23 protein-coding genes are annotated in these 25,484 nt (G+C 68.4%); 8 read left to right on the top strand and 15 right to left on the bottom strand.

Going from position 1 to position 25,484, the window contains the following annotated elements; translation table 11 throughout:
* Positions 1-19: 19 nt before the first annotated feature.
* Positions 20-778 (bottom strand): RNA methyltransferase, encoded by a 759-nt coding sequence (locus tag ACPP3B_RS10210; RefSeq protein WP_424860181.1) that lies wholly within the window; start codon positions 776-778, stop codon positions 20-22.
* Positions 779-876: 98 nt separating this feature from the next.
* Here ACPP3B_RS10210 and ACPP3B_RS10205 point away from each other — a divergent pair, with 98 nt between their 5' ends.
* From ACPP3B_RS10205 to ACPP3B_RS10185, 5 genes are all read left to right on the top strand, one after another.
* Entirely contained in the window at positions 877-1,731 is an 855-nt protein-coding gene (locus tag ACPP3B_RS10205) for an inositol monophosphatase family protein (RefSeq protein ID WP_299020543.1), read from the top strand.
* Between the two features lie 2 nt (positions 1,732-1,733).
* On the top strand, positions 1,734-4,418 hold the full coding sequence (gene mutS / locus ACPP3B_RS10200) for a DNA mismatch repair protein MutS (protein ID WP_424860180.1): 2,685 nt from the start codon (positions 1,734-1,736) through the stop codon (positions 4,416-4,418).
* A 91-nt stretch (positions 4,419-4,509) separates the two neighbouring features.
* Positions 4,510-5,202 (top strand): protein-L-isoaspartate O-methyltransferase family protein, encoded by a 693-nt coding sequence (locus ACPP3B_RS10195; protein WP_299020541.1) that lies wholly within the window; start codon positions 4,510-4,512, stop codon positions 5,200-5,202.
* A 15-nt stretch (positions 5,203-5,217) separates the two neighbouring features.
* On the top strand, positions 5,218-5,568 hold the full coding sequence (locus tag ACPP3B_RS10190) for a rhodanese-like domain-containing protein (protein ID WP_299020539.1): 351 nt from the start codon (positions 5,218-5,220) through the stop codon (positions 5,566-5,568).
* A 71-nt stretch (positions 5,569-5,639) separates the two neighbouring features.
* Positions 5,640-7,007, top strand: coding sequence for a TolC family outer membrane protein (locus tag ACPP3B_RS10185; RefSeq protein ID WP_424858914.1), 1,368 nt, complete (start codon positions 5,640-5,642; stop codon positions 7,005-7,007).
* On the opposite strand, the gene ACPP3B_RS10180 is transcribed toward ACPP3B_RS10185, so the two are convergent.
* Genes ACPP3B_RS10180 through ACPP3B_RS10170 form a run of 3 tightly spaced genes read right to left on the bottom strand, consistent with a single transcriptional unit; the run spans position 6,982 to position 10,884 of the window.
* Entirely contained in the window at positions 6,982-8,313 is a 1,332-nt protein-coding gene (locus ACPP3B_RS10180) for a 3-deoxy-D-manno-octulosonic acid transferase (RefSeq protein ID WP_424858913.1), read from the bottom strand. The two genes, ACPP3B_RS10185 and ACPP3B_RS10180, sit on opposite strands and share 26 nt — an antisense overlap.
* Positions 8,314-8,368: 55 nt before the next feature.
* Complete coding sequence (locus tag ACPP3B_RS10175) at positions 8,369-9,457, bottom strand: glycosyltransferase family 4 protein (protein WP_424858912.1); 1,089 nt, start codon at positions 9,455-9,457, stop codon at positions 8,369-8,371.
* A gap of 14 nt (positions 9,458-9,471) precedes the next feature.
* Positions 9,472-10,884 (bottom strand): phosphomannomutase/phosphoglucomutase, encoded by a 1,413-nt coding sequence (locus tag ACPP3B_RS10170; RefSeq protein ID WP_299020531.1) that lies wholly within the window; start codon positions 10,882-10,884, stop codon positions 9,472-9,474.
* Positions 10,885-10,952: 68 nt separating this feature from the next.
* Between ACPP3B_RS10170 and ACPP3B_RS10165 the strand changes: the two genes are divergently transcribed.
* On the top strand, positions 10,953-11,855 hold the full coding sequence (locus ACPP3B_RS10165; RefSeq protein ID WP_299020529.1) for a DMT family transporter: 903 nt from the start codon (positions 10,953-10,955) through the stop codon (positions 11,853-11,855).
* Here the strand turns inward: ACPP3B_RS10165 and ACPP3B_RS10160 are convergent.
* The 7 genes from ACPP3B_RS10160 to thrS all read right to left on the bottom strand — a co-directional run bounded on the left by ACPP3B_RS10160 (position 11,803) and on the right by thrS (position 19,255).
* Positions 11,803-12,162 (bottom strand): integration host factor subunit alpha, encoded by a 360-nt coding sequence (locus ACPP3B_RS10160; RefSeq protein WP_424858911.1) that lies wholly within the window; start codon positions 12,160-12,162, stop codon positions 11,803-11,805. The two genes, ACPP3B_RS10165 and ACPP3B_RS10160, sit on opposite strands and share 53 nt — an antisense overlap.
* Positions 12,163-12,224: 62 nt before the next feature.
* Positions 12,225-14,648, bottom strand: a complete 2,424-nt coding sequence (pheT, locus tag ACPP3B_RS10155) for a phenylalanine--tRNA ligase subunit beta (RefSeq protein WP_424858910.1) — start codon at positions 14,646-14,648, stop codon at positions 12,225-12,227.
* A gap of 21 nt (positions 14,649-14,669) precedes the next feature.
* Positions 14,670-15,740 carry a phenylalanine--tRNA ligase subunit alpha gene (pheS, locus tag ACPP3B_RS10150; protein ID WP_299020519.1) on the bottom strand — a complete coding sequence of 357 codons (1,071 nt, stop codon included), beginning with the start codon at positions 15,738-15,740 and terminating at the stop codon, positions 14,670-14,672.
* 125 nt (positions 15,741-15,865) lie between these two features.
* Entirely contained in the window at positions 15,866-16,246 is a 381-nt protein-coding gene (gene rplT / locus ACPP3B_RS10145) for a 50S ribosomal protein L20 (protein WP_299020516.1), read from the bottom strand.
* Between the two features lie 35 nt (positions 16,247-16,281).
* Positions 16,282-16,485: a 50S ribosomal protein L35 gene (rpmI, locus tag ACPP3B_RS10140; protein WP_299020512.1), complete on the bottom strand. Its 204-nt coding sequence runs from the start codon at positions 16,483-16,485 to the stop codon at positions 16,282-16,284.
* Positions 16,486-16,708: 223 nt separating this feature from the next.
* Positions 16,709-17,314, bottom strand: a complete 606-nt coding sequence (gene infC, locus ACPP3B_RS10135) for a translation initiation factor IF-3 (RefSeq protein ID WP_299020554.1) — start codon at positions 17,312-17,314, stop codon at positions 16,709-16,711.
* Positions 17,315-17,329: 15 nt separating this feature from the next.
* Complete coding sequence (gene thrS / locus ACPP3B_RS10130; protein ID WP_299020510.1) at positions 17,330-19,255, bottom strand: threonine--tRNA ligase; 1,926 nt, start codon at positions 19,253-19,255, stop codon at positions 17,330-17,332.
* A 217-nt stretch (positions 19,256-19,472) separates the two neighbouring features.
* On the opposite strand from thrS, the gene ACPP3B_RS10125 reads away from it, so the two are divergent.
* Positions 19,473-20,051 carry a malonic semialdehyde reductase gene (locus ACPP3B_RS10125; protein WP_299020507.1) on the top strand — a complete coding sequence of 193 codons (579 nt, stop codon included), beginning with the start codon at positions 19,473-19,475 and terminating at the stop codon, positions 20,049-20,051.
* Positions 20,052-20,079: 28 nt separating this feature from the next.
* Here ACPP3B_RS10125 and aceA read toward each other — a convergent pair whose 3' ends face one another.
* The 4 genes from aceA to nadC all read right to left on the bottom strand — a co-directional run bounded on the left by aceA (position 20,080) and on the right by nadC (position 24,508).
* Entirely contained in the window at positions 20,080-21,399 is a 1,320-nt protein-coding gene (gene aceA / locus ACPP3B_RS10120; protein ID WP_424858909.1) for an isocitrate lyase, read from the bottom strand.
* Positions 21,400-21,731: 332 nt separating this feature from the next.
* Complete coding sequence (locus ACPP3B_RS10115; RefSeq protein WP_299020501.1) at positions 21,732-22,346, bottom strand: hypothetical protein; 615 nt, start codon at positions 22,344-22,346, stop codon at positions 21,732-21,734.
* 160 nt (positions 22,347-22,506) lie between these two features.
* Positions 22,507-23,604: a quinolinate synthase NadA gene (nadA, locus tag ACPP3B_RS10110; RefSeq protein ID WP_299020498.1), complete on the bottom strand. Its 1,098-nt coding sequence runs from the start codon at positions 23,602-23,604 to the stop codon at positions 22,507-22,509.
* A gap of 7 nt (positions 23,605-23,611) precedes the next feature.
* Positions 23,612-24,508, bottom strand: a complete 897-nt coding sequence (gene nadC / locus ACPP3B_RS10105) for a carboxylating nicotinate-nucleotide diphosphorylase (protein ID WP_424858908.1) — start codon at positions 24,506-24,508, stop codon at positions 23,612-23,614.
* A gap of 94 nt (positions 24,509-24,602) precedes the next feature.
* Between nadC and panB the strand changes: the two genes are divergently transcribed.
* A complete protein-coding gene (panB, locus tag ACPP3B_RS10100) occupies positions 24,603-25,478 on the top strand; it encodes a 3-methyl-2-oxobutanoate hydroxymethyltransferase (RefSeq protein WP_299020493.1) in 876 nt (291 codons plus the stop codon).
* Positions 25,479-25,484 lie beyond the last annotated feature (6 nt).

Below are 25,484 nucleotides of genomic sequence, written 5' to 3'. Positions count from 1 at the left end.
CGCCCATGGGCCCCACAGTCTAGCGCCTGCCGCCGCGCGCGGCGTCGATCATGGCGCGCGCCACCCCGCGCAGGATGTGGACTTCCGACACCGTCGGGGCAGCGCGCAGCAGCAGGCGGCGCAGGCGCGGCATCAGCTTCTTGGGCGCCGCCGGGTCGAGGAAGCCGACCGCGGTGAGCGCCTCCTGCCAGTGGGCCAGCAGCCCGGAGAGCGCGGGCGCGTCCGCGGGCGGGTCGGGCGCAGGGCTGCGCGCCGTCAGCACCTGATGCTCGCTGGCAAATCCACCCAAGGCCAGCCGCCATTCGTAGGCGATGAGCTGGACCGCAGCGGCCAGATTCAGCGAACCATAGTCGGGCGCAGTGGGGATGCGCAGGCACACGTGGCAGCGGTAGACGTCCTCGTTGGCCAGCCCGTAGCGCTCGGGCCCGAACACGAAGGCCACGCCTCCCGTCTGCCCGGCCAGCGCGCGCGGTGCCAGCGCTGGCAAATACCCGCGCGGCTCGGCAGTCGGGGGGCCGAAATCGCGCGGGGTCATGGCCGTCGCACACAGGTGGCTCATGCCCTGCAGGGCGTCATCCAGCGTGGCAACGATGCGCGCGCGTTGCAGCAGATCGGCCGCGCCACTGGCGCGCTCGATCGCCTCGGGCCGCTCGAGCACATCGGGCCAGCGCGGGCGCACCAGCACCCAGTCGTCGAAGCCCATCACCTTGAGCGCGCGCGCCGCGGCGCCCACGTTGCCGGCGTGGCTGGGCTCGATCAGGACGAAACGGGTGGCAATCACGACAGGCGCGCTTGGGTCAACCCCGGGGGTACCGGTACAATGCCATTATCGCCGCTGCCATCGGGCAGTCCCTCTTGCGTTCTTGCCCACCATCCATGTCTGCTCACCTCCACCCCATGCTCAACGTGGCCATCAAGGCCGCACGCGCCGCTGGTGCCCTCATCAACCGGGCTTCGCTCGATCTCGACACGCTGCGGGTCGGGGCCAAGCAGACCAACGACTTCGTGACCGAAGTCGATCACGCCGCCGAAGCCGCGATCATCGAAACGCTGTTGGGGGCCTACCCCGAGCACGGCATCTGGGCCGAAGAGTCCGGCCGCCGCGAGGGCAAGGGCAAAGGCCGCGCCTACACCTGGATCATCGACCCGCTGGACGGCACGACCAACTTCATCCATGGCTTTCCGGTCTATTGCGTCAGCATCGCGCTCATGGTGGATGGCCGCCTCGATCAGGCCGTCATCTACGACCCCACGCGCAACGACCTGTTCACCGCCAGCAAGGGCCGTGGCGCGTACCTCAACGACCGGCGCATTCGCGTGGCCAAGCGCACCCAGCTGCGCGACTGCCTGCTGAGCACGGGCTTTCCGTTCCGGCCGGGCGACGCATTTCAGACCTACCTGCGCATGCTGGGCGACGTCATGCCGCGTGTCGCGGGCGTGCGCCGGCCCGGCTCGGCCGCGCTCGACCTGGCCTATGTCGCAGCGGGCTTCAGCGATGGGTTTTTCGAAATGGGATTGAGCCCGTGGGACGTGGCGGCGGGGGCACTGTTGGTCACCGAAGCCGGCGGCTTGGTCGGCAACTTTACCGGTGAGGCCGATTTCCTGGAAACCAAGGAATGCCTGGCGGCCAACCCGCGCATCTACGGACAGCTGGTGAGCGTGCTCAGCCCCTACAGCCGCTTGGCCTGCGCTCCCGCGGAGCCGACGCGCCCCGACGACCCGACCCCGTGACGATGACGACGCCCGACGCCGCGGACGCCCTCGCCTGCGGCGGCGCCCCCGCTGCGCCGCTGGAAGCCCACACGCCCATGATGCAGCAGTATCTGCGCATCAAGGCGCAGCACCCCCGCACGCTGGTGTTTTACCGCATGGGGGATTTTTACGAGCTGTTCTACGACGACGCGCACAAGGCCGCGCGACTGCTCGACATCACGCTCACCACGCGCGGGCAGTCTGCCGGCGCGCCGGTGGTGATGGCGGGGGTGCCCGTGCATTCGGTCGAGACCTATCTGGCCCGCCTCATCCGGCTGGGCGAGTCGGTGGCCATCTGCGAGCAAGTGGGCGACGTCGGGCAAACCAAGGGGCCCGTGGAGCGGCAGGTGGTGCGCATCGTCACCCCGGGCACCCTCACCGACAGCGAGCTGCTAGCCGACAAGGCCGACGCCGTGTTGCTGGCCGTCCACGTGGGCGCGCGTCGCCGCTGTGGGCTGGCCTGGATGGCCGTGACCGAGGGCACCATCCACCTGGCCGAATGCGACTGGCCGCAACTGCGCGCCTGGCTGACCCGCATCGCTGCGCAGGAGCTGCTGCTCAGCGCTGAGATCCCCCCCGCCGCCGAAGCCGAGCTTCGCGGCTGGTTGGAGCAGGTCGGCACCCCCTCGCACCCGGCGCTGACCGTGCGGCCCGCCTGGGCCTTCGACGCCGCGCTGGGCCAACGCAAGCTGTGCGCCCAGCTGCAGGTGGCGAGTTTGGCGGGCTGGGGCGCGCAGGACGTGGCCGACGCGCACGCGGCCGCCTCCGCTCTGCTGGACTATGCCGAGCACACCCAGGGCCGGGCACTGGGCCACGTGCATGCGCTGCGCGTGGTGCGGCCCGATGCGCTCATCGACCTGCCCGCCACCACGCGCCGCAACCTGGAACTCACGCACACCCTGCGCGGCGAACCCGCCCCCACCCTGCTGTCGCTGCTGGACACCTGCGCCACCGGCATGGGCAGCCGCCTGCTGCGTCGCTGGCTGCTCGAACCCCCGCGCGACCGCGCCATCGCCCGCGCCCGGCTAGCCGTGGTGGACGCGCTGCGCGCGCACGGCCCCGAGGCGCTGCGCCCGCGGCTGCGCGGCATGAGTGACGTGGAACGCTTGGCCGCGCGCATCGCACTGCGCCAGGCGCGCCCGCGCGAGCTCGCGGGACTGGCGCAGACGCTGCAGCGCAGCGCGCAACTGGCGCAGGCGGTGGCGGCGCTGGCCGACCAACACCCCGCCCCGCTGCTGGTCGAGCTGGCGCAGCACCTGCAGCCGCCCATGGCCGTGGCCGAGCTGCTGACGCGCGCCCTGCTGCCCGAGCCCGCCGCCCTGCTGCGCGACGGCGGCGTCATTGCCCACGGCTATGACGCCGAGCTCGACGAGCTGCGCGCGTTGCAGTCCAATGCCGACGCGTTTTTGCTCGACCTGGAAGCGCGCGAGCGCGAGCGCACCGGCATTTCCAACCTGCGCGTGCAGTACAACAAGGTGCACGGCTTCTACATCGAAGTCACCCAGGGCCAGCTCGACAAAGTACCCGACGACTATCGCCGACGCCAAACGCTGAAAAACGCCGAGCGCTTCATCACCCCCGAGCTCAAGGCCTTCGAGGACCGAGCGCTCAGCGCGCAAGAGCGCGCGCTCGCGCGCGAAAAATGGCTCTACGACCGCTTGCTCGACGAGCTGCAGCCCCACGTGGTGGCCCTTGGCACGCTGGCGCGGGCGCTGGCCACGCTGGACGTGCTGGCGACACTGGCCGAACGCTCGCTCACACTGGACTGGCACGCTCCCACTTTCGTGCCTGAGCCCCGCATCGACATTCGCCAGGGGCGCCATCCGGTGGTGGAAGCGCGCCTGATGGAAACCGGTGCCGGCCCCTTCGTGCCCAACGACACGGCGCTGGATGCACGCACGCGCATGCAGATCATCACCGGCCCCAATATGGGGGGCAAATCCACCTACATGCGGCAGGTCGCGCTGATCGTGCTGCTGGCCAGCGTCGGCAGCTACGTGCCAGCGCAACAGTGTCGCCTGGGGCCGATCGATGCCATCCACACCCGCATCGGCGCGGCGGACGACCTGGCCAACGCCCAGTCCACCTTCATGCTGGAGATGACCGAAGCCGCCCAAATCCTGCACCAAGCCACCGAACACAGCCTGGTGTTGATGGACGAAATCGGCCGCGGCACCTCCACCTACGACGGCCTGGCACTCGCGGGCGCCATCGCCACCCATCTGCACGACCGGGTGCGCGCGTTCACGCTCTTTGCGACGCACTACTTCGAGCTCACCGAATTCCCCGCGCGCCACCCCGGGGCGGTCAACGTGCACGTCAGCGCCGTCGAGGGCAAAGGGCGCGACATCGTCTTTTTGCACCAGATCGAGCCCGGGCCCGCCAGCCGCAGCTACGGCGTGCAGGTCGCGCGTCTGGCCGGGATACCCGCGGCCGTCATTCAGCAAGCGCGCCACACACTGGCCCAGCTCGAGGCGCACAGCGCGCAGGCGCAGCGCCAAATCGACCTGTTTGCCAGCGCGCCCGAGCCGCAGGCCACACCCAGCCCCGAACACCCCGTGTTGCAAGCGCTGGCCGAACTCGACCCCGACGCGATGAGCCCGCGTGACGCGCTCGATGCCCTGTATCGCCTGCGCGCGCAACTGGATCGCCCGGCTGGCGCGTGATGGCGTCGCATCGATAGGATCTGGGGCGCGCGTGCCCCAGTTCGGTAGAATGACGGCATTGGCCCGCTGAAGATACCTGCAGGAGTATGGCATGAGCGCCGCGACGTTCGACTTCGAAAAAGCCCGCTTCAACATGATCGAGCAGCAAATCCGTCCGTGGGAAGTGCTGGACGCGACGGTGCTGTCGTTGCTCGGCCAAATCAAGCGCGAAGCCTTCGTGCCACCCGCTTATCAAGCGCTGGCGCTGTCGGATCTGGAAATTCCACTGTCGCAGCCACCCGTCGAGGGCGAGTGCATGCTGGCACCCAAGGTCGAGGCCCGCATCCTGCAGGATCTGGCACTCAAGCCCACCGACAACGTGCTCGAGATCGGAGCCGGGTCGGGCTACATGGCGGCGCTCATGGGCCGCATGGCGCGCCAAGTGCTGACGTTGGAGATCAACCCGACGCTGGCCGACATGGCGCGCACCAACCTGGCCCGCGCCGGCATCGACAACGTGCGGGTCAAAACGGCCGACGCCGCCGCGGGGCGCTTCGCCCCTTGCGTCGATCAGGCCCCGTATGACGCCATCGTACTCAGCGGCTCGGTGGCCGAGGTGCCCACCGATTTGCTGGAACTGTTGCGCGTGGGCGGACGGCTGTTCGCCGTCGTGGGTGAAGACCCCATCATGCGCGCCACCCTGGTCGTGCGCGGCAGCGAAACCGGCTACCACAGCGAAGAACCGTGGGACATCGTGATTCCGCGGCTGCGCAATTTCCCTGAACCCGCGCGGTTCCGCTTCTGAAACCCACCCTCCACCATGGTGCCCCACATTCGCCCCGCCCAGTTGCCCCAGTGGCTGCAACAGTGCCGCGCGCAGGATGCGACGGCCCTGCCCATCGTGCTCGACGTGCGTGAACCGTGGGAGGTGCAGACCGCCAGCGTGCGCGCCGATGGCTTCGAGCTGCGCCACATGCCGATGGCCAGCATTCCCATGCGCTTGGCTGAGCTACCCAAAGACCGGCCCATCGCCTGCCTATGTCATCACGGTGGCCGCAGCGCCCAAGTCGCGCATTTCCTGCACCGGCAGGGTTTCGACGACGTGGTCAACATTGCTGGGGGCATCCACGCCTGGGCACACGAACTGGACCCCTCGGTCCCGCAGTACTGACGCGCGCGTGCAGGCGATGGCCGTTCTTCGTATACTCCCGACCGTATAGATTTTGATAGGGACCGTTTGCCATGCTGCCGCTCGCCCATCCCCCGGTCACATCCGCTCGCTCGCTCGCCGCACGGGTCCTGCGCCCCGCCTTCGCCGCCGCCTTGTTGGCCAGTGCCGCCGCAGGCGCACACGCGCAAAATCTGCAGACCCTGCTCGACGCTGCCCAGGCGTACGATGCCGCCTACCTGGCCGCCAAGGCGCAATTCGACGCCAGCCGCGCCCGCGCGGAGCAGGCGCGTGCGCGCGTGCTGCCAACCGTGGGGTTGTCGGCCGAGGCATTCGTCAATCGCCGTGACAGCTCGGTCAGCGCGCTGGACGACACGTTCAACAACCAGTCGGCCAAAATTGCCGCCAGCCATCCGCTGTACCGCCCCGGCAACCACCTCGAGGTCGAACAGGCCGAGCGCTCGCTGCAAGCTGCCCAGGCACAACTGCAAGCCGCCGAGCAAGACCTGATCGTGCGTCTGTCGCAGGCGTACTTCGACGTGCTCGGCGCCGAAGACACCTTGGCGTTCGTGCGCGCCCAAAAGGCCGCCGTCGAGCAGCAACTCGCCGCCGCCAAGCGCAACTTCGAGGTTGGTACCGCCACCATCACCGACACGCGCGAGGCGCAAGCGCGCTACGACCTGGTGCTGGCGCAGGAAATCGCCGCCGAGAACGACCTTCGCGTCAAGCGGCTGGCGCTGGACCAATTGGTCGGACGCAGCGACACCCAGCCATGGCGGCTGCCCGCAGCGGTGGCGCTGCCCCAACCCACCCCCGACGACGTGGCCGCGTGGGTGCAGCGGGCCACGGCCGAGCACCCCAACGTGCGCGCGGCGCAGGCGGCTCTCGACATCGCCCGGCTCGAGGTGCGCAAAGCCCAGGCCGCCAAAGGCCCGACGCTGGACGCCGTGGCCCAGTACCAGTGGGCACGCGCTCCTGGGCAGACGCCGCCCTTCCCCTACGTGCGTAACCAGACGGCCAGCATCGGCGTGCAGTTCAACCTGCCGCTCTACACCGGTGGCGCACTGGACAACCGCATCAAGGAGGCAGTGGCCCTGGAAGACAAGGCCCGCAACGACGTCGAAGGGGCGCTGCGTGCGGTCAGCCAAGCCACCCGCGCCGCGTTCTTTGGCGTGCAGTCGGGCTTGGGCCAGGTGCGCGCGCTGGAGGCGGCTGAGGCGTCGAGCCAGAGCGCGCTGGAGGCCAACCAGCTCGGCTATCAAGTGGGCGTGCGCATCAACATCGACGTGCTCAACGCCCAAAGCCAACTGTTCGAAACCAAGGCCCGCCTGGCCAAGGCGCGCTACGACGTGCTGGTCGGCAGCCTGCGGCTGCGGCAGGCGGCCGGCGTGCTCAAGACCGAGGACCTGCAGCCCCTCAACGCGCTGCTGCAGCCGCGCTGAGATCCCACCAGCGCAGCACGGCGTGCGCGCAGCGCTGCGCCGCGCCCGCGTGTTGCGACAGCAAAGCGCGGCAGCCCGCATGGGCCTGCTGCAGCGCGGCGGGATCGACGAGCAACGCCAGCGCCCGCTCGACGGCCGCGCCCATGTCCTCGACGCGCCACGCGGCGCCGGCCTCGATCGCCGCGCTGGCCGCTTGAGCGAAATTGAAGGTGTGCGGCCCCATCAACACGGGGCATTCGCACGCTGCGGCCTCGATCAGGTTTTGCCCCCCGAGCGGCGCAAAGCTCCCGCCCAGCAGCGCCACTTGCGCCAGCGCGTAGTACCACGGCATCTCGCCCAGGCTGTCACCCAGCAGCACATCGGCCTGCTGGTAAGCCGCTGGCCAGGCGGGCGTCTCGGTATCCAAGGCGCCCAACGCGCTGCGGCGCACCACGACCAGCCCCGCGCGCTGCAACAGCGCCTCCACCGCATCGACGCGCTGGGGGTGACGCGGCACCACGAGCCACAGCGGCGCTGCGCCTCGACCGAGACCACGCCGGGCGCGCCAGGCGTCGCACCACAGGGCCTCCTCCCCCTCCCGGCTGCTCGCCAGCATCAGCATCGGTCGGCCCTGCGGCCAGTCGGCGGAGCGGGTGGCGGCCTGCCAGGCGGTGCGCCAGCGCTGCCCCAGCGACCACGGATCCGGGTGCCACGGCACGTCGAACTTGACGTTGCCGATGATCTGGCCCCGTGGCGGATCGACCGGCGCGCCCAGGTCGCGCAAGCGCTGCGCATCGGCCGCCGTTTGTGCCAACACCCCCGACAGCCCCCGGTACGCCGGTCCAGCCAGCCAGGGCAGGCGCCGCGCACGCCGCCACGACCGTTCGTTGAGGCGGGCGTTGGCGAGCAACAGCGGCACCTGCGCGGCGCGACACCCCGCGACCAGCTGTGGCCAGACCTCGGTCTCCATCAACACTCCCAGGCGCGGCCGAAAATGCGCGAGAAACCGCTGCACCGGCCCCGGCGCATCCCAGGGCAGCCACGCCTGCGCATCACCCGGTTGCAGGTGGCGGCGCCCCTCGGCACGGCCGGTGGCAGTACCATGCGTCCACAGCACGCGAATGTCGGGGCGCTCGGCACGCAGCGCGCGCAACCACAGGGCGGCAGCGCGCGTCTCGCCCAGCGATACCGCATGCACCCACAGCCACCCGGACGAGGGCGGCCCCGCATAGTGGCCAAACCGTTCCTCGACGGCTTCGGCGTAGCCGGGCTCGCGCCGGGCACGGTGCGCGAGTTTGCGCCGCAGGATCGGCGACAGCGCGCCCATGACCCCACCGTAGAGTGCCAGCGCCCACCACTCGGGGGGGGATCGTGTCTCGCCCTCAACCACCGCGAAACAACCGTTCGTACACCGCGCCGATACCCGCGGCCTCGTGCGCGAGCGAAAACCGCTCCGCCACGCGCGCCCGCGCCGCCTGCCCCATGTGCTGCGCGGCTGCGGGGTCGGCCAGCACCCGGCGCACGGCCGCCGCCAAGCCGGCTGCGTCGCCGGTATCGACCAGCTCGCCCTGCACCCCCGGCTGCACCAGCTCCTCGAACGCGCCGGTGCGCGAACACACGAGGGCGCAGCCGCAGGCCGCGGCCTCGAATGGCGTCAGCCCAAACGGCTCGTAGCGCGGGCAGGCCACGCACACCAGACAGCGCTGGTACCAGCGGTGCACCTCGGCCGCCGGTACTTCACCCAGAAAGCAGATGCGCTCGCGCAAGCCCGCGGCATCGATGCGTGCCTGCAGCGAGCGCTGGTACGCCTCGTGCTGCGGCATGGCACGCCCGGCGATTACCGCCGTCACTTCCGGCAGGTGCGGCAGGGCAGCGATCATCGCGTCCACGAACACATCCGTGCCCTTGTCGGGCCGCACGCGGCCAAAGACACCGATCCCGTAGCGTCCGGGCAGGCCGCTGTCAGCCCAGGCGCTGGCCTTGTCGGGCGGGGGGCTGAAGCGCTGCAGGTCGACGCCGTGTGGCACCACCGCCGTGGTGTTGGGCACGAAGCTCGCAGCCTTGGGCGTGGTGGCGATGACCGCGTCCATGCGGCTGATGAGCCAACGCGGAAACCACCCGTGGCGGTGCTGCGCGGCCGAGGTGAACACGAGCCGGATGGGCAGCTGCAGCACGTCGCGCGCCCACAGGCCGGCGGCCATTTCGTGGTCGCGCCGCACATGCCAGATGCGAAACGGCCGCCCCACCGGCGCCCGCCGGGACAGGGCGATCGCCTGCCGCAGCGTCATGCCGGGCATGCCGTGCGGCAAGGGAGTGCCACAGTACGCCAGCCGCCACTGGCGCGCCTGCAATGGCACCAAGGCGTTGACCGTGGCCGACACCCCGGTGTAGCGGCGCTTGAGGTTGAAGACGATGACCTCGGGATCCGGGTCCGGGGACAACGCGATCTGGTGCACGGGCGCTGCGGTCATGGCGTGGCGGACGGTCAATGGGCGGCGTCACCCAGCACGGCGTCGGGCTTGACGCGGCGCAGCCACTGCAGCATGTCGGCCTGGATGCGCGCCAGTGCCTCGGGCGTGTGCCCCTCGAAGCGCAGCACCAGCACCGGCGTGGTGTTGGAGGCGCGGATCAGCCCAAACCCGTCGGGCCAGTCCACGCGCAGGCCGTCCACGGTGCTCACCTCCGCCGGCGCCTCGAAGCGCGCCACGCGCTGCAGCTCGGCCACCACGCGGTGCGGCTCGCCCTCGGCGCACGCCACGTTGAGCTCGGGCGTCGAGTGGCTATTGGGCAGCGCCTCGAGCACCGCGCCCGCATCGGGGTGGCGGCTCAGGATTTCCAGCAACCGGGCCGCCGCATAGCTGCCGTCGTCAAAGCCATACCAGCGCTCCTGAAAAAAGAGGTGGCCGCTCATCTCCCCCCCCAAGGGCGAGCCGACCTCGCGCATCTTGGCCTTGACGAGGGAGTGACCGGTGCGGTACATCAGCGGCACCCCACCCGCGGCGCGGATGGCGGGGGCGAGCCGCTGGCTGCATTTGACGTCGTACACGATGGTGCCCCCGGGCACCCGCGACAGCACGTCGGCAGCCAAGAGCATGAGCTGGCGATCCGGGTAGATATTCTGGCCACTGGGCGTGACCACACCCAGGCGGTCACCGTCGCCGTCGAACGCCAGGCCCAGCTCGGCCCCGGTGCGCTGCACCGCCTCGATGAGGTCACGCAGATTCTCGGGCTTGGACGGGTCGGGATGGTGATTGGGAAACGTGCCGTCTACTTCGCCATAGAGCACCGTCACCTCGCAGCCGAGCGCCCGCAGCAGCGCCGGCGCCGAGGCACCGGTGACGCCATTGCCGCAATCGACCACCACCCGCATGGGCCGTGCCAGCCGCACGTCGCGCACGATGCGCGCGAGGTACTCGTCCAGGATGTCCAGACGCCGCACCTGGCCCAGCGCGGCCGCAGAACCGGTGGGCTCGCCCGCCTCCATCGCCGTGCGCAGGGCTTGGATGTCGTCGCCGTAGATGGCGCGGCCTGCCAGCACCATCTTGAAGCCGTTGTGGTGTTTCGGGTTATGACTGCCCGTAACCTGGATGCCACTGCGGCAATGAACCGCCGCCGCGTAGTACAGCATCGGGGTCGTCGCCAGACCGATGTCGAGCACATCGACCCCGGCGGACGCCAAGCCGTCGATCAGGGCCGCGGCCAACTCCGGGCTGCTCAGGCGGCCGTCACGCCCGACCGCCACCACCGCTTCACCCATGGCGCGCGCGCGGGCTCCGAACGCCCGCCCGAGCGCGCGGGCAAATCCGGCATCGATGACCTCCGGCACGGTACCGCGGATGTCGTAGGCCTTGAAGGCATGGGCGGGCAAGGTCGGGCGGGCGGCAGCGGCAAGGGTCATGGCAAGCGGGCTTGGCGGTCGGGTGTGTGACAGGGCTCCGATTGTAGGTGCGGTTATCATGCGCACCTATGTCGCCCCGTCTCGCGGCCGAATTCGTCTTGTTGGCAGCCCTGTGGGGCGCGTCCTTTCTGTTCATGCGCCAGGCGGCGCTGGCCTTCGGGCCCGTGGCCACGGCTGGGCTGCGCGTGGCCATCGCTGGGGCGGTGTTGTTGCCGGTGCTGGTACTCAGTGGGCATTGGCGCGCATTTCGGGCGCACGCGGGGCGCATTTTGTTCGTTGGCCTACTCAACGCCGGCATTCCCTTTGGCCTGTTCGCCTACGCAGTGCTGTCCATCAGCACGGGGCTGACGGCCATCCTCAACGCCACCGTGCCGCTGTTTGGCGCGCTGGTGGCCTGGCTGTGGCTGGGCGACCGTCCGGGGCGCTGGCGCGCGCTGGGCCTGGCGCTGGGGTTTGCGGGCGTGGCCTTGTTGTCGTGGAACAAGGCGCACTTTGGCACGGGCGGCACCGGCTGGGCCGTGCTGGCCTGCCTGGGGGCGACGGTGCTGTACGCGATCGCGGCCAGCTACACCAAGAAATACCTGATGGGCATCCCCCCGATGGCCACGGCGGCCGGTAGCCAGTTCGGCGCCACGCTGGGGCTGCTGCTGCCTACGGTGTGGACATGGCCCACGCAGCCGGCTGGGGCCGATGCCTGGCTGGCCGTGGGGGCCGCCGGTGTGTTGTGCACGGCACTGGCCTATCTGCTCTACTTCCGGCTGATCGAAGCCGCTGGCCCCGCGCGCACGCTGACAGTGACGTTTTTGATCCCGGTGTTCGCCGTGGCCTATGGCGCGCTGCTGCTGGGCGAGACGATCACCCCGTGGATGGTGGGCTGCGGCGCCGTGATCTTGATCGGCGTGGCGCTCTCCAGCGGACTCATCGATCCGCGTCGCTGGCGTCTGGCGCGCCGACCTGCAGCGCTTCCTTGAGCTTGGGCGAGGCGTGGAAGGTCACCACGCGCCGCGCCTCGATCGGCACCAGCTCACCCGTGCGCGGGTTGCGCCCCGGGCGCGGTGGCTTGTCGCGCACCTGAAACTGGCCGAAGCCGGCGATGCGCACGTCCTCCCCCGCGATCAGGCGCTCGGCGATGAGGTCGAAAAACGCATCGACGATGTCTTTCGACTCGCGTTTGTTGAAGCCAATGCGGTCGAACAAGCGTTCGGCCAACTCGGCTTTGGTCAGGGTGACGCCGTCGTCGGCGTCTGCGGTGTGCGGTCGGGAGTTGCGCGTCGCCATGGCCGCAATCGTAGCAGGACCGGCGCGGCCAGGGCCAACCGCGCCCCTCGATGCGACCACTGTCAGGCGCGCAGGCGCGCGCCGATGCGCTGCTGCAGGGCCTGCAACACCGACTGCACCACGGCGTCGATCTCGTCGTCGGTCAGGTTGGCATCGTGCCGCTCCAGGGTCAGGCGCACGGCCAGGCTCTTTTCGCCCTCGGCCAGCCCCCCGGCACCGGCCACCTTGGGTCGGTAAACGTCGAACAGCACGGCGTCGCGCAACCACGGCTGCTGCGCGGCCACCTCGCCGATAGCGGCCATCAGCTCGGCGTGCGTGACCGCCTCGCGCACGACGACGGCGATGTCGCGCTGCACCGGGTGGTGGCGGCCAACGGGCTGCGCCGACGGCAACGGGCGCTGCAAGACGGCGTCCAAATCCAGCTCGAACAGCACCGGGGCCTGCAACCAACCCTCGGCCTGGCGCCAACGCGGATGCAACTCACCCACGAACCCGATATCACGGCCGTCGAGGCGCACGCGCGCGCAACGCCCGGGGTGCATGGCCGGATGCTGGGCCGGCTCGAAGACGGCGCGGCGCGGGGCCAGCAGCGCCTCCACATCGCCCTTGACGTCGTAGAAATCGACCGGCCGTGCGGGCACCCCCCATTGCAGCGCCGACTCGTCGCCCCACGCCAGCCCCGCCACGCGGCGCGGCTGGTCGATGCCGGCGACCGTGGTGTCGCTGTCCGGCACCGACGGGTCGCGCCGGAACACGCGGCCGACTTCGAACAGCCGCACGCGCGGCACCTTGCGGTCGGTGTTGTGCTTCAGCACGGCCAGCAAGCTGCCCAACAGGCTGGAGCGCATCACGCTCAAGTGGCTGGCGATCGGGTTGAGCAGCCGGATCGGGTCGGGGTTGCCCGCGTAGTCGCGCTCCCAGCGCTCCTCGACGAAGCTGAAGTTGATCGTTTCCTGATAGCCCAGTTGCGCGAGTTGGCGCCGCAGCGCGTGGATGGAGCGCTGCGACTCGGGCCGCACGCGCGGCTCGACGGGTGCCAGAGGCGGCGTGTCGGGCAGACGGTCGTAGCCGATCACGCGCGCCACTTCCTCGATCAGGTCTTCCTCGAGCTGCACATCGAACCGGTACGGCGGTGGAGTGACGGTCAGCGTGCCTTCGCCTTCGGTCACCGACAGTCCCAGCCGACGCAGCGGCTCGGCACACTCGGCCTGCGTCAGCGGCATGCCGATGACCTGTGCCGCGCGCGCCACGCGCAGCGTCACCGGCTGCGGTTGCGGCACGTTGATCACGTGATCGTCGATCGGCCCGGCCTCGCCGCCGCAAATGTCCAGGATGAGCTGCGTGATGCGCTCCACGTGCTCGCGCGTCGTGCTGGGGTCCACCCCGCGTTCGAAGCGGTGGGCGGCGTCGGTGCTGAAGTGAAAGCGTCGCGCGCGCCCCGCGATCGCACGCGGCCACCAGAACGCCGCCTCAACATACACGTTGCGCGTGGCGTTCGACACCGCGGTCGCCGCGCCGCCCATGATGCCCGCCAGCGATTCGACGCCTTGGTCGTCCGCGATCACCCCCACCGTCTCGTCCAGCGTCACCGTCTGGCCGTTGAGCAGCGTGAGTGTCTCCCCCGCACGCGCCCAGCGCACCTGCAGGCCGCCGTGAATGCGGTCGAGGTCGAAGATGTGCGACGGCCGCCCCAGCTCGAACATCACATAGTTGGAAATGTCCACCAGCGCCGAAATGCTGCGCTGGCCACAGCGCGCCAGCCGCTGCACCATCCACTCGGGCGTGCGCGCCGTGGGGTCGATGCCGCGGATGACCCGTCCCGTGAAACGCCCGCACAGATCGGGGGCTTGCACGCGCACCGGCAACACGTCGCCCAGGCGTGGCGCCACGGGCGCGAACGTGGGCGTTTGCAGCGGCGTGCCCGTCAGCGCCGCCACCTCGCGCGCCACGCCATAGACGCTCAAGCAATGCGCCAGGTTGGGCGTGAGCTTGAGGGTAAAAATCCGGTCGTCGAGTGCCAGCACCTCGCGAATGTCGCGCCCCACCGGTGCATCGGGCGCGAGTTCCAGCAGACCGCCATGGTCGTCGGACAGGCCCAGTTCGCGCGCCGAGCACAGCATGCCGTGGCTCTCCACCCCGCGCAGCTTGCCCACGCGGATCTGGAACGGCCGCCCATCATCGCCCGGCGGCAGCACCGCACCCACCCGCGCACAGGGCACGCGAATGCCGGCGCGCGCGTTGGGCGCGCCACACACGATGGCCAACGGCGCGCCCTGCCCCACGTCCACCCGGCACACACGCAGCCGGTCGGCGTTGGGGTGCGGCTCGGCGCTCAGAATCTCGCCCACCACGACACCGCTGAAGGGCGGGGCCACCGGCGCAAGCGACTCCACCTCCAAGCCCGCCATCGTCAACACGTCGGCCAGGCGGTCGCTGTCGAGTGCCGGGTTGCAAAAGGCACGCAGCCAAGATTCGGGAAATTGCATCGGGAAGCCTTTCTTTCCACCTCAACGGAACTGCGACAGGAAGCGCAAGTCGCCTTCGAAAAACAGGCGCAGGTCGTTGACACCGTAGCGCAACATCGTCAGCCGATCCGGCCCCATGCCAAACGCAAACCCCATGTAGTGCTCCGGGTCCAGCCCCATGTTGCGCACCACGTTGGGGTGCACCTGGCCCGAGCCGGCCACCTCCAGCCAACGCCCGGCCAGCGGGCCACTGGCAAACTGAATGTCGATCTCGGCGCTGGGTTCGGTAAACGGAAAGAAACTCGGCCGAAAGCGCAGCTTCAGATCGTCGCTCTCGAAAAATGCCCGACAAAACGCGGTGAAGACGACCTTGAGATCCTTGAAGCTCACGCGCCGCCCGATCCACAGCCCCTCGCACTGGTGAAACATGGGCGAGTGCGTCGCATCGCTGTCCACCCGGTACGTGCGCCCCGGCGCAATCACGCGGATCTCGGGCATGTCGCCAGCGAACAGGCCCTCACCCGTCACGCCTGCCGCCGCGCGCGCGCGCTTGACGTGCTGCACCGCATGCCGGATCTGCATCGGGCTGGTGTGCGTGCGCAGCAAATACGGCGCGGATTCGCTGCCGCCTTCGACGTAGAAGGTGTCATGCATCGAGCGCGCCGGATGGTCGGCGGGCGTGTTGAGCGCGGTGAAGTTGAACCAGTCGGACTCGATCTCGGGGCCGTCCGCCACCTCGAACCCCATGGAGGCAAAGATGGCCTCGATGCGCTCCAACGTCAGGCTCACTGGATGCAGCCCGCCCGCGCCGCGCTGGCGGCCCGGCAGCGTCACGTCCAGCGCCTCGGCTTGCAGCTGGCGCTGCAGCTCGGCCTCGGCCAGCGCCGCGCGGCGCGCTTGTAGCGCCGCCTCGATCGCCTGCTTGGCCTGGTTGATCGCTGCACCGGCGGCCTTGCGCTCATCGGGCGCGAGCGCCGCCAATCCCTTCATGCGCTCGGTGAGCGCGCCGCTCTTGCCCAGAAAACGCGCCTTGGCGTTTTCGAGTTCGCTGGGGGTGTGCGCTTGCGCAAACTGCTCGCACGCCAACTGCACCAGGGATTCGAGGTCGTTCATGCGGTATTCCAAGACAGGGCGGGAAGAGGGGAAGAGAGAAACCCCACAAAGACGAACGGGCCAGCGCGCGCGGCGACTGGCCCGTGGTCGGACGGATCGGCCACCCACACGGGCGGCCAGCTGCGTCAGGCAGCCGTCGCTGCCGCCGAACCTTGCAGCTGGGCCTTGACGCGCTCGACGATGGCGCCGAACGCCGCCTTGTCGTGGACGGCCATGTCGGCCAACACCTTGCGGTCGATCTCGATCGACGCCTTGCGCAGCCCGTTGGCAAACTGGCTGTAGGTCAAGCCCAACTCGCGCGCCGCGGCGTTGATGCGGGCGATCCAGAGCTGGCGGAAGACGCGCTTGCGGGCACGGCGGTCACGGTAGGCGTACTGACCCGCCTTCATCACCGCCTGCTTGGCGACGCGAAACACATTCTTGCGGCGGCCACGGAAACCCTTGGCCAGGGCGAGCACCTTCTTGTGGCGGGCGCGTGCGGTTACACCACGTTTGACGCGAGGCATGGATGGACTCCTGGTTCGTTACGGGGCGCCGCCTGTCACAGGCCGGCAAACGGCATCATCTGCGCGATGTGGCCCATGTTCGTCTCATGGACGTTGGCCGGGCCGCGCAGCTGGCGCTTGTTCTTGGTCGTCTTTTTGGTCAGGATGTGGCGCTTGTACGCCTGACCGCGTTTGACGGTGCCGCCGGGACGAACGCGAAAGCGCTTCTTCGCGCTGCTCTTGGTCTTCATCTTGGGCATGATGAGTCCTTGTCGTTGAGATTTGTGCTCGTGAGGCGCCCCGGCACACCCGCCAGGGACTTGTTGGCCCCGAGCCACTTGTGGTTGGCCCCCGCACCCGTGCACGGAAGCGGCTTCGCTCGCCGAGCCGACACCGTTTGAAGGCACGAGCCCGACCACGCGAAGCCGCTCATTATAGCAGGCGCTGCACGCCCCCGGCGCGCCGCCCGGCGCTGCGCTGAAATCAGGCTGCCGGCGCTGCCGGGGCGTCGGCCTTACTCGCCGACCCACCCTTTTTGCGCGAGGGCGCGATCATCATGATCATCTGCCGTCCCTCGAGCTTGGGGAACTGCTCGACGACGATGCTGTCGCCCAGTTCCTGGCGGATACGCTCCAGCAGCGCCAGACCCAGCTCCTGGTGCGTGATCTCGCGCCCACGAAAGCGCAGCGTGACCTTGCATTTGTCGCCTTCATCCAGGAAGCGCCGGATGTTGCGCATCTTGACCTGATAGTCCCCCTCGTCAGTCGCGGGACGGAACTTGACTTCCTTGACCTCGATAACCTTTTGCTTGGCCTTGGCCTCGGCCGCCTTCTTTTGCTCGGCGTATTTGAACTTGCCGTAGTCGATCAGGCGACACACGGGGGGCGTGGCCATCGGCGCGATCTCGACCAGATCGACGTCGAGCTCGCCTGCCATGCGCAGGGCCTCCTGGATCGGTACGACGCCGATCTGCTGGCCATCGGGGCCGGTGAGGCGGACTTCGGGGGCAGTGATCTCGCGGTTCAGGCGGTGCTGGCGCTCCTCGCGCTGGCGACGATCACGAAACGAACTGGGACGGGTGGTAGCGATGGTGGGTTTCCTCTTTCAATGTCTGGACGCGATGTCCGAACGCAGGCGTTGCACGAAGTCGGCCACGGGCAGGACACCGAGGTCCTGATTACCGCGCGCTCGCACGGCCACCGTGCCGGCCGCCTTTTCCTTGTCACCAACGACCAGGATGTAAGGCACCTTCTGCAAGGCCTGTTGCCGGATTTTATAGGTGATCTTGTCGTTGCCAAGATCCAGGACTACCCTAAAGCCTTGATCCTGCAGCGTCTTGGCAATTTCGCCACAGTATTCGGCCTGGGCGTCGGTGATATTGAGCACCGCCACCTGCACGGGCGACAGCCACACCGGCAGCGCCCCCGCGTGCTGCTCGATCAAAATGCCAATGAAGCGCTCGAGACTGCCCACGATGGCGCGGTGCAGGATGACGGGGCGCTGGCGGCTGCCGTCTTCGGCCACGTACTCGGCATCGAGCCGCTCGGCCAGGTTGAGGTCGACCTGGATGGTGCCGCACTGCCACTCGCGGCCAATAGCGTCCTTCAGGGTGTATTCGATTTTGGGGCCGTAGAAAGCGCCGTCGCCCTCGGAGATGACGAAGTCGCAGCCGGCGTGGCGCAGGCTATCCATGAGCGCCTGCTCGGCCTTGTCCCACAGCGCGTCCGAGCCGATGCGCGCCGCCGGGCGGGTCGAGACCTTGTACAGGATCTCGGTAAAGCCAAAATCGGCGTACACCTTCTTGAGCAGCCGCGTGAACGCGTCACACTCGGGCAGGATCTGATCTTCGGTGCAAAAGATGTGGCCGTCGTCTTGCGTGAAGCCGCGCACACGCATGATGCCGTGCAGACCACCGGAGGGTTCGTTGCGGTGGCATTGGCCGAACTCACCGTAGCGCAGCGGCAAGTCGCGGTAGCTCTTGATACCCTGCTTGAAAATCAGGATGTGGCCCGGGCAGTTCATCGGCTTGAGCGCGTAGTCGCGCTTTTCCGACTCGGTCACGAACATGTTTTCGCGGTACTTGTCCCAGTGCCCGGTCTTCTCCCACAGCGCCTTGTCCAGGATCTGCGGCCCCTTGACCTCAAGGTAGCCATTGTCGCGATACACCTGGCGCATGTACTGCTCGACCTGCTGCCACAGCGTCCAACCCTTGGGGTGCCAGAACACCAACCCCGGCGCGTGGTCGTCGATATGGAACAGGTCGAGCTCGCGACCGAGCTTGCGGTGGTCGCGCCGCTCGGCCTCCTCCAACATGGTCAGGTATTTTTGCAGATCTTCCTTGCTGGCCCAAGCGGTGCCGTAGATGCGCTGCAGCATCTCGTTGCGGTGGTCGCCACGCCAGTAGGCGCCGGCCACCTTCATCAGCTTGAAGTGCTTGAGCTTGCCGGTGGAGGGCACGTGTGGCCCCCGACACAAATCCTCGAAAGCGCCCTCGCGGTACAAACTCACCTCTTCACCGGGCGGGATGCTCTCGATGATCTCCGCCTTGTAATGTTCGCCCAGCCCTTTGAAGTAGGCGACCGCCTCATCCCGCGGCAGCACGCGGCGCACCACCGGCTCATCGCGGGCGGCCAGCTCGGACATCTTCTGCTCGATCGCCACCAGATCATCGGGCGTGAACGGGCGTTTGTACGAAAAGTCGTAGTAAAAGCCGTTGTCGACCACCGGCCCGATGGTGACTTGGGCGTCGGGGTACAGCTCTTTGACCGCGTAAGCCAACAAGTGTGCAGTCGAATGGCGAATGATCTCCAGCCCTTCCGGATCCTTGGCCGTGAGAATCCAAACGCGGGCATCTCGCTCCAGCCGGTACGACAAGTCCACCAGGCGCGGCTGCGCCTCACCCTCGAACTGCACCTTGCCCGCGATCGCGGCCTTGGCCAGGCCTGGGCCGATGGCAGCGGCAACATCGCCCACGGTCAGCGGGGCGTCGAAAGAGCGTTGGGAACCGTCGGGAAGGGTAATTTGAATCATGTATGGGCTCACTGGCAAGAACTGGTCGGGCCCCGCCTCGGCGCAGACCAGCGCATAACCCTCCATTTTCGCACAGCGTGCCCGCCCCAGCGGTCATCGTCCGCCGTCGCAGCGGCAAAAAAGCGGGCACGCTATCATCCCCGCCATGGTCGGGGCCACGGGGCCGCCACGAGCGGCGGTGGTCCCTCAGGATCCACCCATCCGGCATTTCCATCGTATGCAGATCACCACGGAACAACTGTTCGACCACGCCCGCACCCACAACGCTTGGTTGCCGCGGGAGGTCCCCGACGCGCTGCTGCAGCGGCTGTACGACCTGATGAAATGGGGGCCAACGTCGGCCAATTGCAGCCCGACGCGTATCGTGTTCGTCACGTCGCCGGCTGCCAAGGCAAGACTGCTGCCGTGCTTGATGGAGGGCAACCGTGCCAAGACCGAAGCGGCGCCGGTCACCGCCATCCTCGGCATGGACATGGCTTTCTACGAAAAACTGCCCCAGCTCTTTCCCCACAACCCCGAGGCACGCCGCTGGTTCGAGGGCAACCCCGAGCTGATCCAGACGACCGCCCTGCGCAACGGCAGCCTGCAAGGCGGCTATTTCATTCTGGCGGCGCGCGCATTGGGTCTGGATTGCGGACCCATGAGCGGCTTCGACGCCGCCGCGGTGGATGCCGCCTTTTGGGGCGGCACCACGGTACGCACCAATTTCTTGTGCAACCTGGGCTACGGCGACGCCAGCCAACTGTTCCCACGCGGGCCCCGGCTGCCCTTCGATGAGGCTTGCCGCATCGAGTGATCGGCGGCAGCCGGGGCACCCCCGGGGGTCAGTGGAACTGCTCTTCTTCGGTCGACCCGGCTAGCGCCTTGACGCTGGAGGAGCCGCCCTGGATGACGGTGGTCACGTCGTCGAAGTAGCCCGCGCCCACTTCCTGCTGGTGCGACACGAAGGTATAGCCCAGCTCGCGCGCCTTGAACTCGGGCTCTTGCACCATGTCCACATAGTGCTTCATGCCCTGGCCGCGCGCGTAGTGGTAGGCGAACATGAACGTGTTGTACCAGTTGATGTGGATGCCCGCCAGCGTGATGAACTGGTACTTGTAGCCCATCTCGGAGAGCTTGTCCTGGAACTCGGCGATCGTCTTGTCATCCAGGTTCTTCTTCCAGTTGAAGCTGGGCGAGCAGTTGTAGGCCAGCAGCTTGCCCGGGCACTTGGCATGCACCGCCTGCGCAAACTCGCGCGCAAAGCCCAGATCGGGCGTGCCGGTCTCACACCACACCAGATCGGCGTACGGCGCATAGGCCACACCGCGGCTGATGGCCTGCTCCAGGCCATTCTTGACGCGGAAAAAGCCTTCTTGCGTGCGTTCGCCGGTCAGGAACGGCCGGTCGTTGGCATCGTGGTCGCTGGTCAGCAGGTTGGCCGCCTCGGCGTCGGTGCGCGCCAGCACGATGGTCGGCACGCCCATGATGTCGGCCGCAAAACGCGCCGCCACCAGCTTCTCGATCGCCTCTTGCGTCGGCACCAGCACCTTGCCGCCCATGTGGCCGCACTTCTTGACCGCCGCCAGCTGGTCCTCGAAGTGCACGCCCGCCGCGCCCGCGGCGATCATGTTCTTCATCAGCTCGAACGCGTTGAGCACGCCGCCGAAGCCAGCCTCGGCGTCAGCCACGATGGGCAGGAAGTAATCCACATAGCCCGCGTCACCAGGGCCGATGCCACGGCTCCACTGGATTTCGTCGGCGCGCTTGAAGGTGTTGTTAATGCGGCGCACCATCGTCGGCACCGAGTCGTAGGCGTAGAGCGACTGGTCGGGGTACATCGTCTCGGAAGTGTTGGCATCGGCCGCCACCTGCCAGCCCGACAGATACACCGCCTCCAGACCCGCCTTGGCCTGTTGCATCGCCTGACCGGCGGTCACGGCGCCAAAGGCGTTGACGTAGCCCTTCTTGGCTTCGCCGTTGATCAGGCGCCAGAGCTTGTCGGCACCGCGCTTGGCCAGCGTGTGCTCGATTTGCACCGAACCACGCAGCCGCACGACGTCGGCCGCGGTGTAGTTGCGCTTGATGCCCTTCCAGCGCGGGTTTTCGGCCCAGTCTTTTTCGAGGGCGGCAATCTGTTGCTCGCGGGTGAGGTTTTGTGACATGTCGACACTCCTGTGGTGGATGGGATGAAACCGCTCGGGACCATTGCCAGTGGGCTGATGGATACCCTGACCTGTTGCCTACAGTATAAGTCTTATATAAGACACATCACTGGTCTTGTGTCTTATACAAGACATTTTTTGATCTTTTAGAATCAAAGACGTAGCGACGCTATGCCACAATACGAAACCTTATTTCCGTGATACGAAAACTTGCAAATGCGGCGCGCCTCCTTGCTTTCACGATGGCGCAGCAGAGTTTCACCATATGAAAGTAGGGCGATGTCTGGGGCGCCATCGCCTTTGACCGGCGATGGGCCCGCGCCAGAACCCCATCACCGCGCGGTCGGCGCCGCAGACGAGCGCTGCAACTCCCAGCGCGCCGCCAACCGACCCGCGAATATGATGTGTAGGTGGGCGCCATCGGCCTGGGTACTGAGGCGCACGCCCGGCTGCGGCACCGGCTCCACCGCCGCCACTTGCAGCAGCCCCGTCGGCCAGCGCACCTGCAGGTCGGCCTCCATCGGCAGGTAGCCATCCAGATAGCGGCGCATCAGCGGCCCGACGTGCAGCCGCCAGCGCCCATCTTCCAGCGCATCGAGCGCGCGCGAGCGCAGGTCGATGCACACCGTGCCGCCGCGCTGCACCCCGGCTAGCTCGACCCGGTGCCCGTCCACCCAGGCGCGCTCCACCCCTTCCGCGCGCACGATCTCGATGTGTTGCACGCGATCGCGGTTGAACAGCACGACGATGCGCGGGTTGGGGTCGAGTTGCCGGTGGCAGGTCTGCACGCGCACCACCCCATCGCGCAGGCTGGACTCTTCGATCTCGACGCGCGAGTCATAGCGGTACGCGCCCGCGTCAGGTCGCTCGGCCAAAAAGCGCAGCTCACCCTCGCGCGCCACGTCGTCGAGTTCGAGCGGACGTGCGGGCGCCGCCAACGCTGCCATGAGCGTGGCCAACCCGACCGCGCACCTGGTTACCCAACCTTTGCCATCACGCATCGCCATTCCCCGAGCCTCATCGACCTAACCCATTGTGGGCGGCACTTTTCGCCAGGTCTCGAGGGTGGCCAAAAGCCACGCCAGGGATGGGGTTGTCGGGCCAGGGTCAAGCGGCGCCGATGCCCGGCACCAGCGCCCCGGCCGGCTCCCCGCGCCGCAGCGCGGCGGTGAAGGCCAGCATGCGCTCGATCGGCTGCCGCGCGCGGGGAATCAGCGCGGGATCGACATGGATTTCGTTGAGGCCCGTTTCGAGCACCTCCAGCACGCCCCGCAGGCTGTTCATGGCCATCCAGGGACAGTGGGCGCAGCTCTTGCAGGTGGCGCTGTTGCCCGCCGTGGGCGCCTCGATGAAGCGCTTGCCCGGGTTGAGGGCGCGCAGCTTGTGCATCATGCCGTTGTCGGTGGCGACGATGAACACCTCGGCGTCGAGCTCGGCCGCGGCCTTGAGGATCTGCGACGTCGAGCCCACCACGTCGGCTTGCGCCACCACCTCGGCTGGGCTTTCGGGGTGCACCAGCACCTTGGCGCCCGGGTGGTCGCGGCGCAGCTGCTCCAGCTCGAAGGCCTTGAACTCGTCGTGCACCACACACGAGCCGCGCCACAGCACCATGTCGGCACCGGTTTCGCGCTGGATGTAAGCGCCCAGGTGTTTGTCAGGCGCCCACAGGATTTTGTGGCCCGCATCGCGCAGCGCGCGCACGATGTCGAGCGCGCAGCTGGAGGTGACCAACCAGTCCGCTTGCGCTTTGACCGCCGCGCTCGTGTTGGCGTAGACGACCACGGTGCGGTCCGGGTGCTGGGCACGAAACGCCGCAAAATCGTCCGCCGGACAACCCAAGTCGAGCGAGCAGGTCGCGTCCAGATCGGGCATGAGCACCGTCTTTTCGGGCGACAGGATCTTGGCCGTCTCGCCCATGAAGCGCACGCCCGAGACGACGAGCGTGCGCGCCGGATGGTCGCGGCCAAAGCGCGCCATCTCCAGGCTGTCGCTCACGATCCCGCCGGTCTCCTCGGCCAGATCCTGCAAGTCCGGGTGCACATAGTAGTGCGACACCATGACGGCGTTGCGCTCGCGCAGCAGCGTGCGGATGCGCGCTTTGAGCGCCTCGCGCTCGGCTGGCGAGGGCTCCTCGGGCACGCGCGCCCACGCGTGGCGCGTGGTGCAGGCGGGCTGTTCGACATCGACTTCGATCAGGGTAGCCATGGTGACATCAAATGGGGTATAGCCGCATCGACAGGTCGATGGCGCGAATGTCCTTGGTCAGGGCACCAACCGAGATGCGGTCGACGCCCGTCTCGGCCAGCGCGCGCACGGTCTGCAGGTTGACGCCTCCGGAAATCTCCAGCACGGCGCCGCCGTCGGGATGGGCGTCGTTGATGCGCACCGCCTCGCGCAGCGTGGCCAAATCCATATTGTCGAGCAAGACGACGCGCGCGCCCGCATCGAGCGCCTCGCGCAACTGCGCCAGCGTCTCGACCTCGATCTGCACGAACAGCGCCTGCGGCGCGAGCGCCTGCACGCGCTCGAGCGCCGCGCGCACACCGCCCGCAGCGGCGATGTGGTTTTCCTTGATGAGCACGGCGTCGTGCAGGCCCATGCGGTGGTTCAGACCGCCCCCCACACGCACCGCGTATTTCTGCGCCACACGCAGACCCGGCAGCGTCTTGCGCGTGTCGCAGATGCGCGCGCGCGTGCCCTGTACCGCTGCCACGAACTGCGCCGTCTGCGTCGCCACCGCCGACAGGGTTTGCAAAAAATTGAGCGCCGTGCGCTCGGCCGACAGCAGCGCGCGCGCCTGCGCCTGCACCTCGAACACCACCGCCCCGGCCGCGACGCGCTCGCCATCGCGCACGTGCCAGCGCCACTGCGCGCTGGGGTCGAGCGCCTGCACGGCGGCGCGCACCCACGGCTCGCCGCACACCACCGCCGGCTCGCGCGCGATCACCCGCGCCCCCATGCGCAAGTGGGCATCGACCAGCGCGGCCGTCGCGTCACCGGTGCCCACGTCTTCGGCCAGCGCGCGCGCCACGTCGGCGGCCGCCTGGGCAGCGATGTCGGGCAAGGGGGGCTGCAGGGACAGCGGATCGGGACGAGCGGAAGAAGCCATCGTGAAGTGCTACGAAAACGCCAGCCGCTAGCATAGCGGCATTGGCAAGGGCCCTGTATGGAATAGACTTGCGCGTCTCGTCGAGAAGCTGACCATGACCGATCCCACCGCCCGCACCCCCTACGGCACCCTGCCCTCGGCGTCGCCACTGCCGCCGCGCAAGCCCATCAGCCTGCCGCGCCTGCACGAGATGCGCGAGCGCGGCGAAAAAATCGCCATGCTCACCGCGTATGACGCGACGTTCGCCGCGGTGGCCGACCACGCGGGCGTGGATTGCTTGCTGATTGGCGACTCGCTGGGCATGGTGTGCCAGGGGCGACCCAGTACCGTGGGCGTATCCCTGTCCGAGATGGTCTACCACACCGAGTGCGTGGTGCGCGGCGTGCGTCGCGTGCAGGGCACGGTGTGGATCATCGCCGACCTGCCGTTTGGTAGCTACCAAGAATCACGCGAGCAGGCCATGCGCAGCGCCGCCGCCCTCATGCAAGCCGGCGCGCACATGGTCAAGCTCGAGGGTGGCGGCTGGACGGTGGAGACCGTGCGCTTTTTGGTCGAGCGCGGCATCCCCGTGTGCGCCCACCTGGGCCTGACCCCGCAGACCGTGCACGCCATCGGCGGCTATCGGGTGCAAGGCCGCAGCGACGCCGAGGCACAGCAACTGCGCCGCGACGCGCTGGCGCTGCAGGACGCGGGCGCGGCCATGCTGGTGTTGGAGATGGTGCCCGCGGCGCTGGCCGCCGAGATCACGCAGCAGCTGCCGCGCTGTCACACGATCGGCATTGGCTCAGGCTCGGGCACCGCGGGCCAGGTGCTGGTCATGCACGACATGCTGGGCGTGCACTTGGGCAAAACGCCAAAATTCGTGCGCAACTTCATGGACGGGGCGGCCAGCGTGCACGACGCCATGGCCGCCTACGTCGCCGCCGTCAAGAACGGCACCTTCCCCGACAACACCCTGCACGCGTGGTAAACGCCG

Source organism: Tepidimonas sp. HKU77, assembly GCF_049728535.1.
In the GTDB taxonomy this organism is placed as follows: domain Bacteria; phylum Pseudomonadota; class Gammaproteobacteria; order Burkholderiales; family Burkholderiaceae_C; genus Tepidimonas.
The sequence above is the reverse complement of the archived record's forward strand: the minus strand, read 5'-3'. Positions and strand labels throughout refer to the sequence as shown.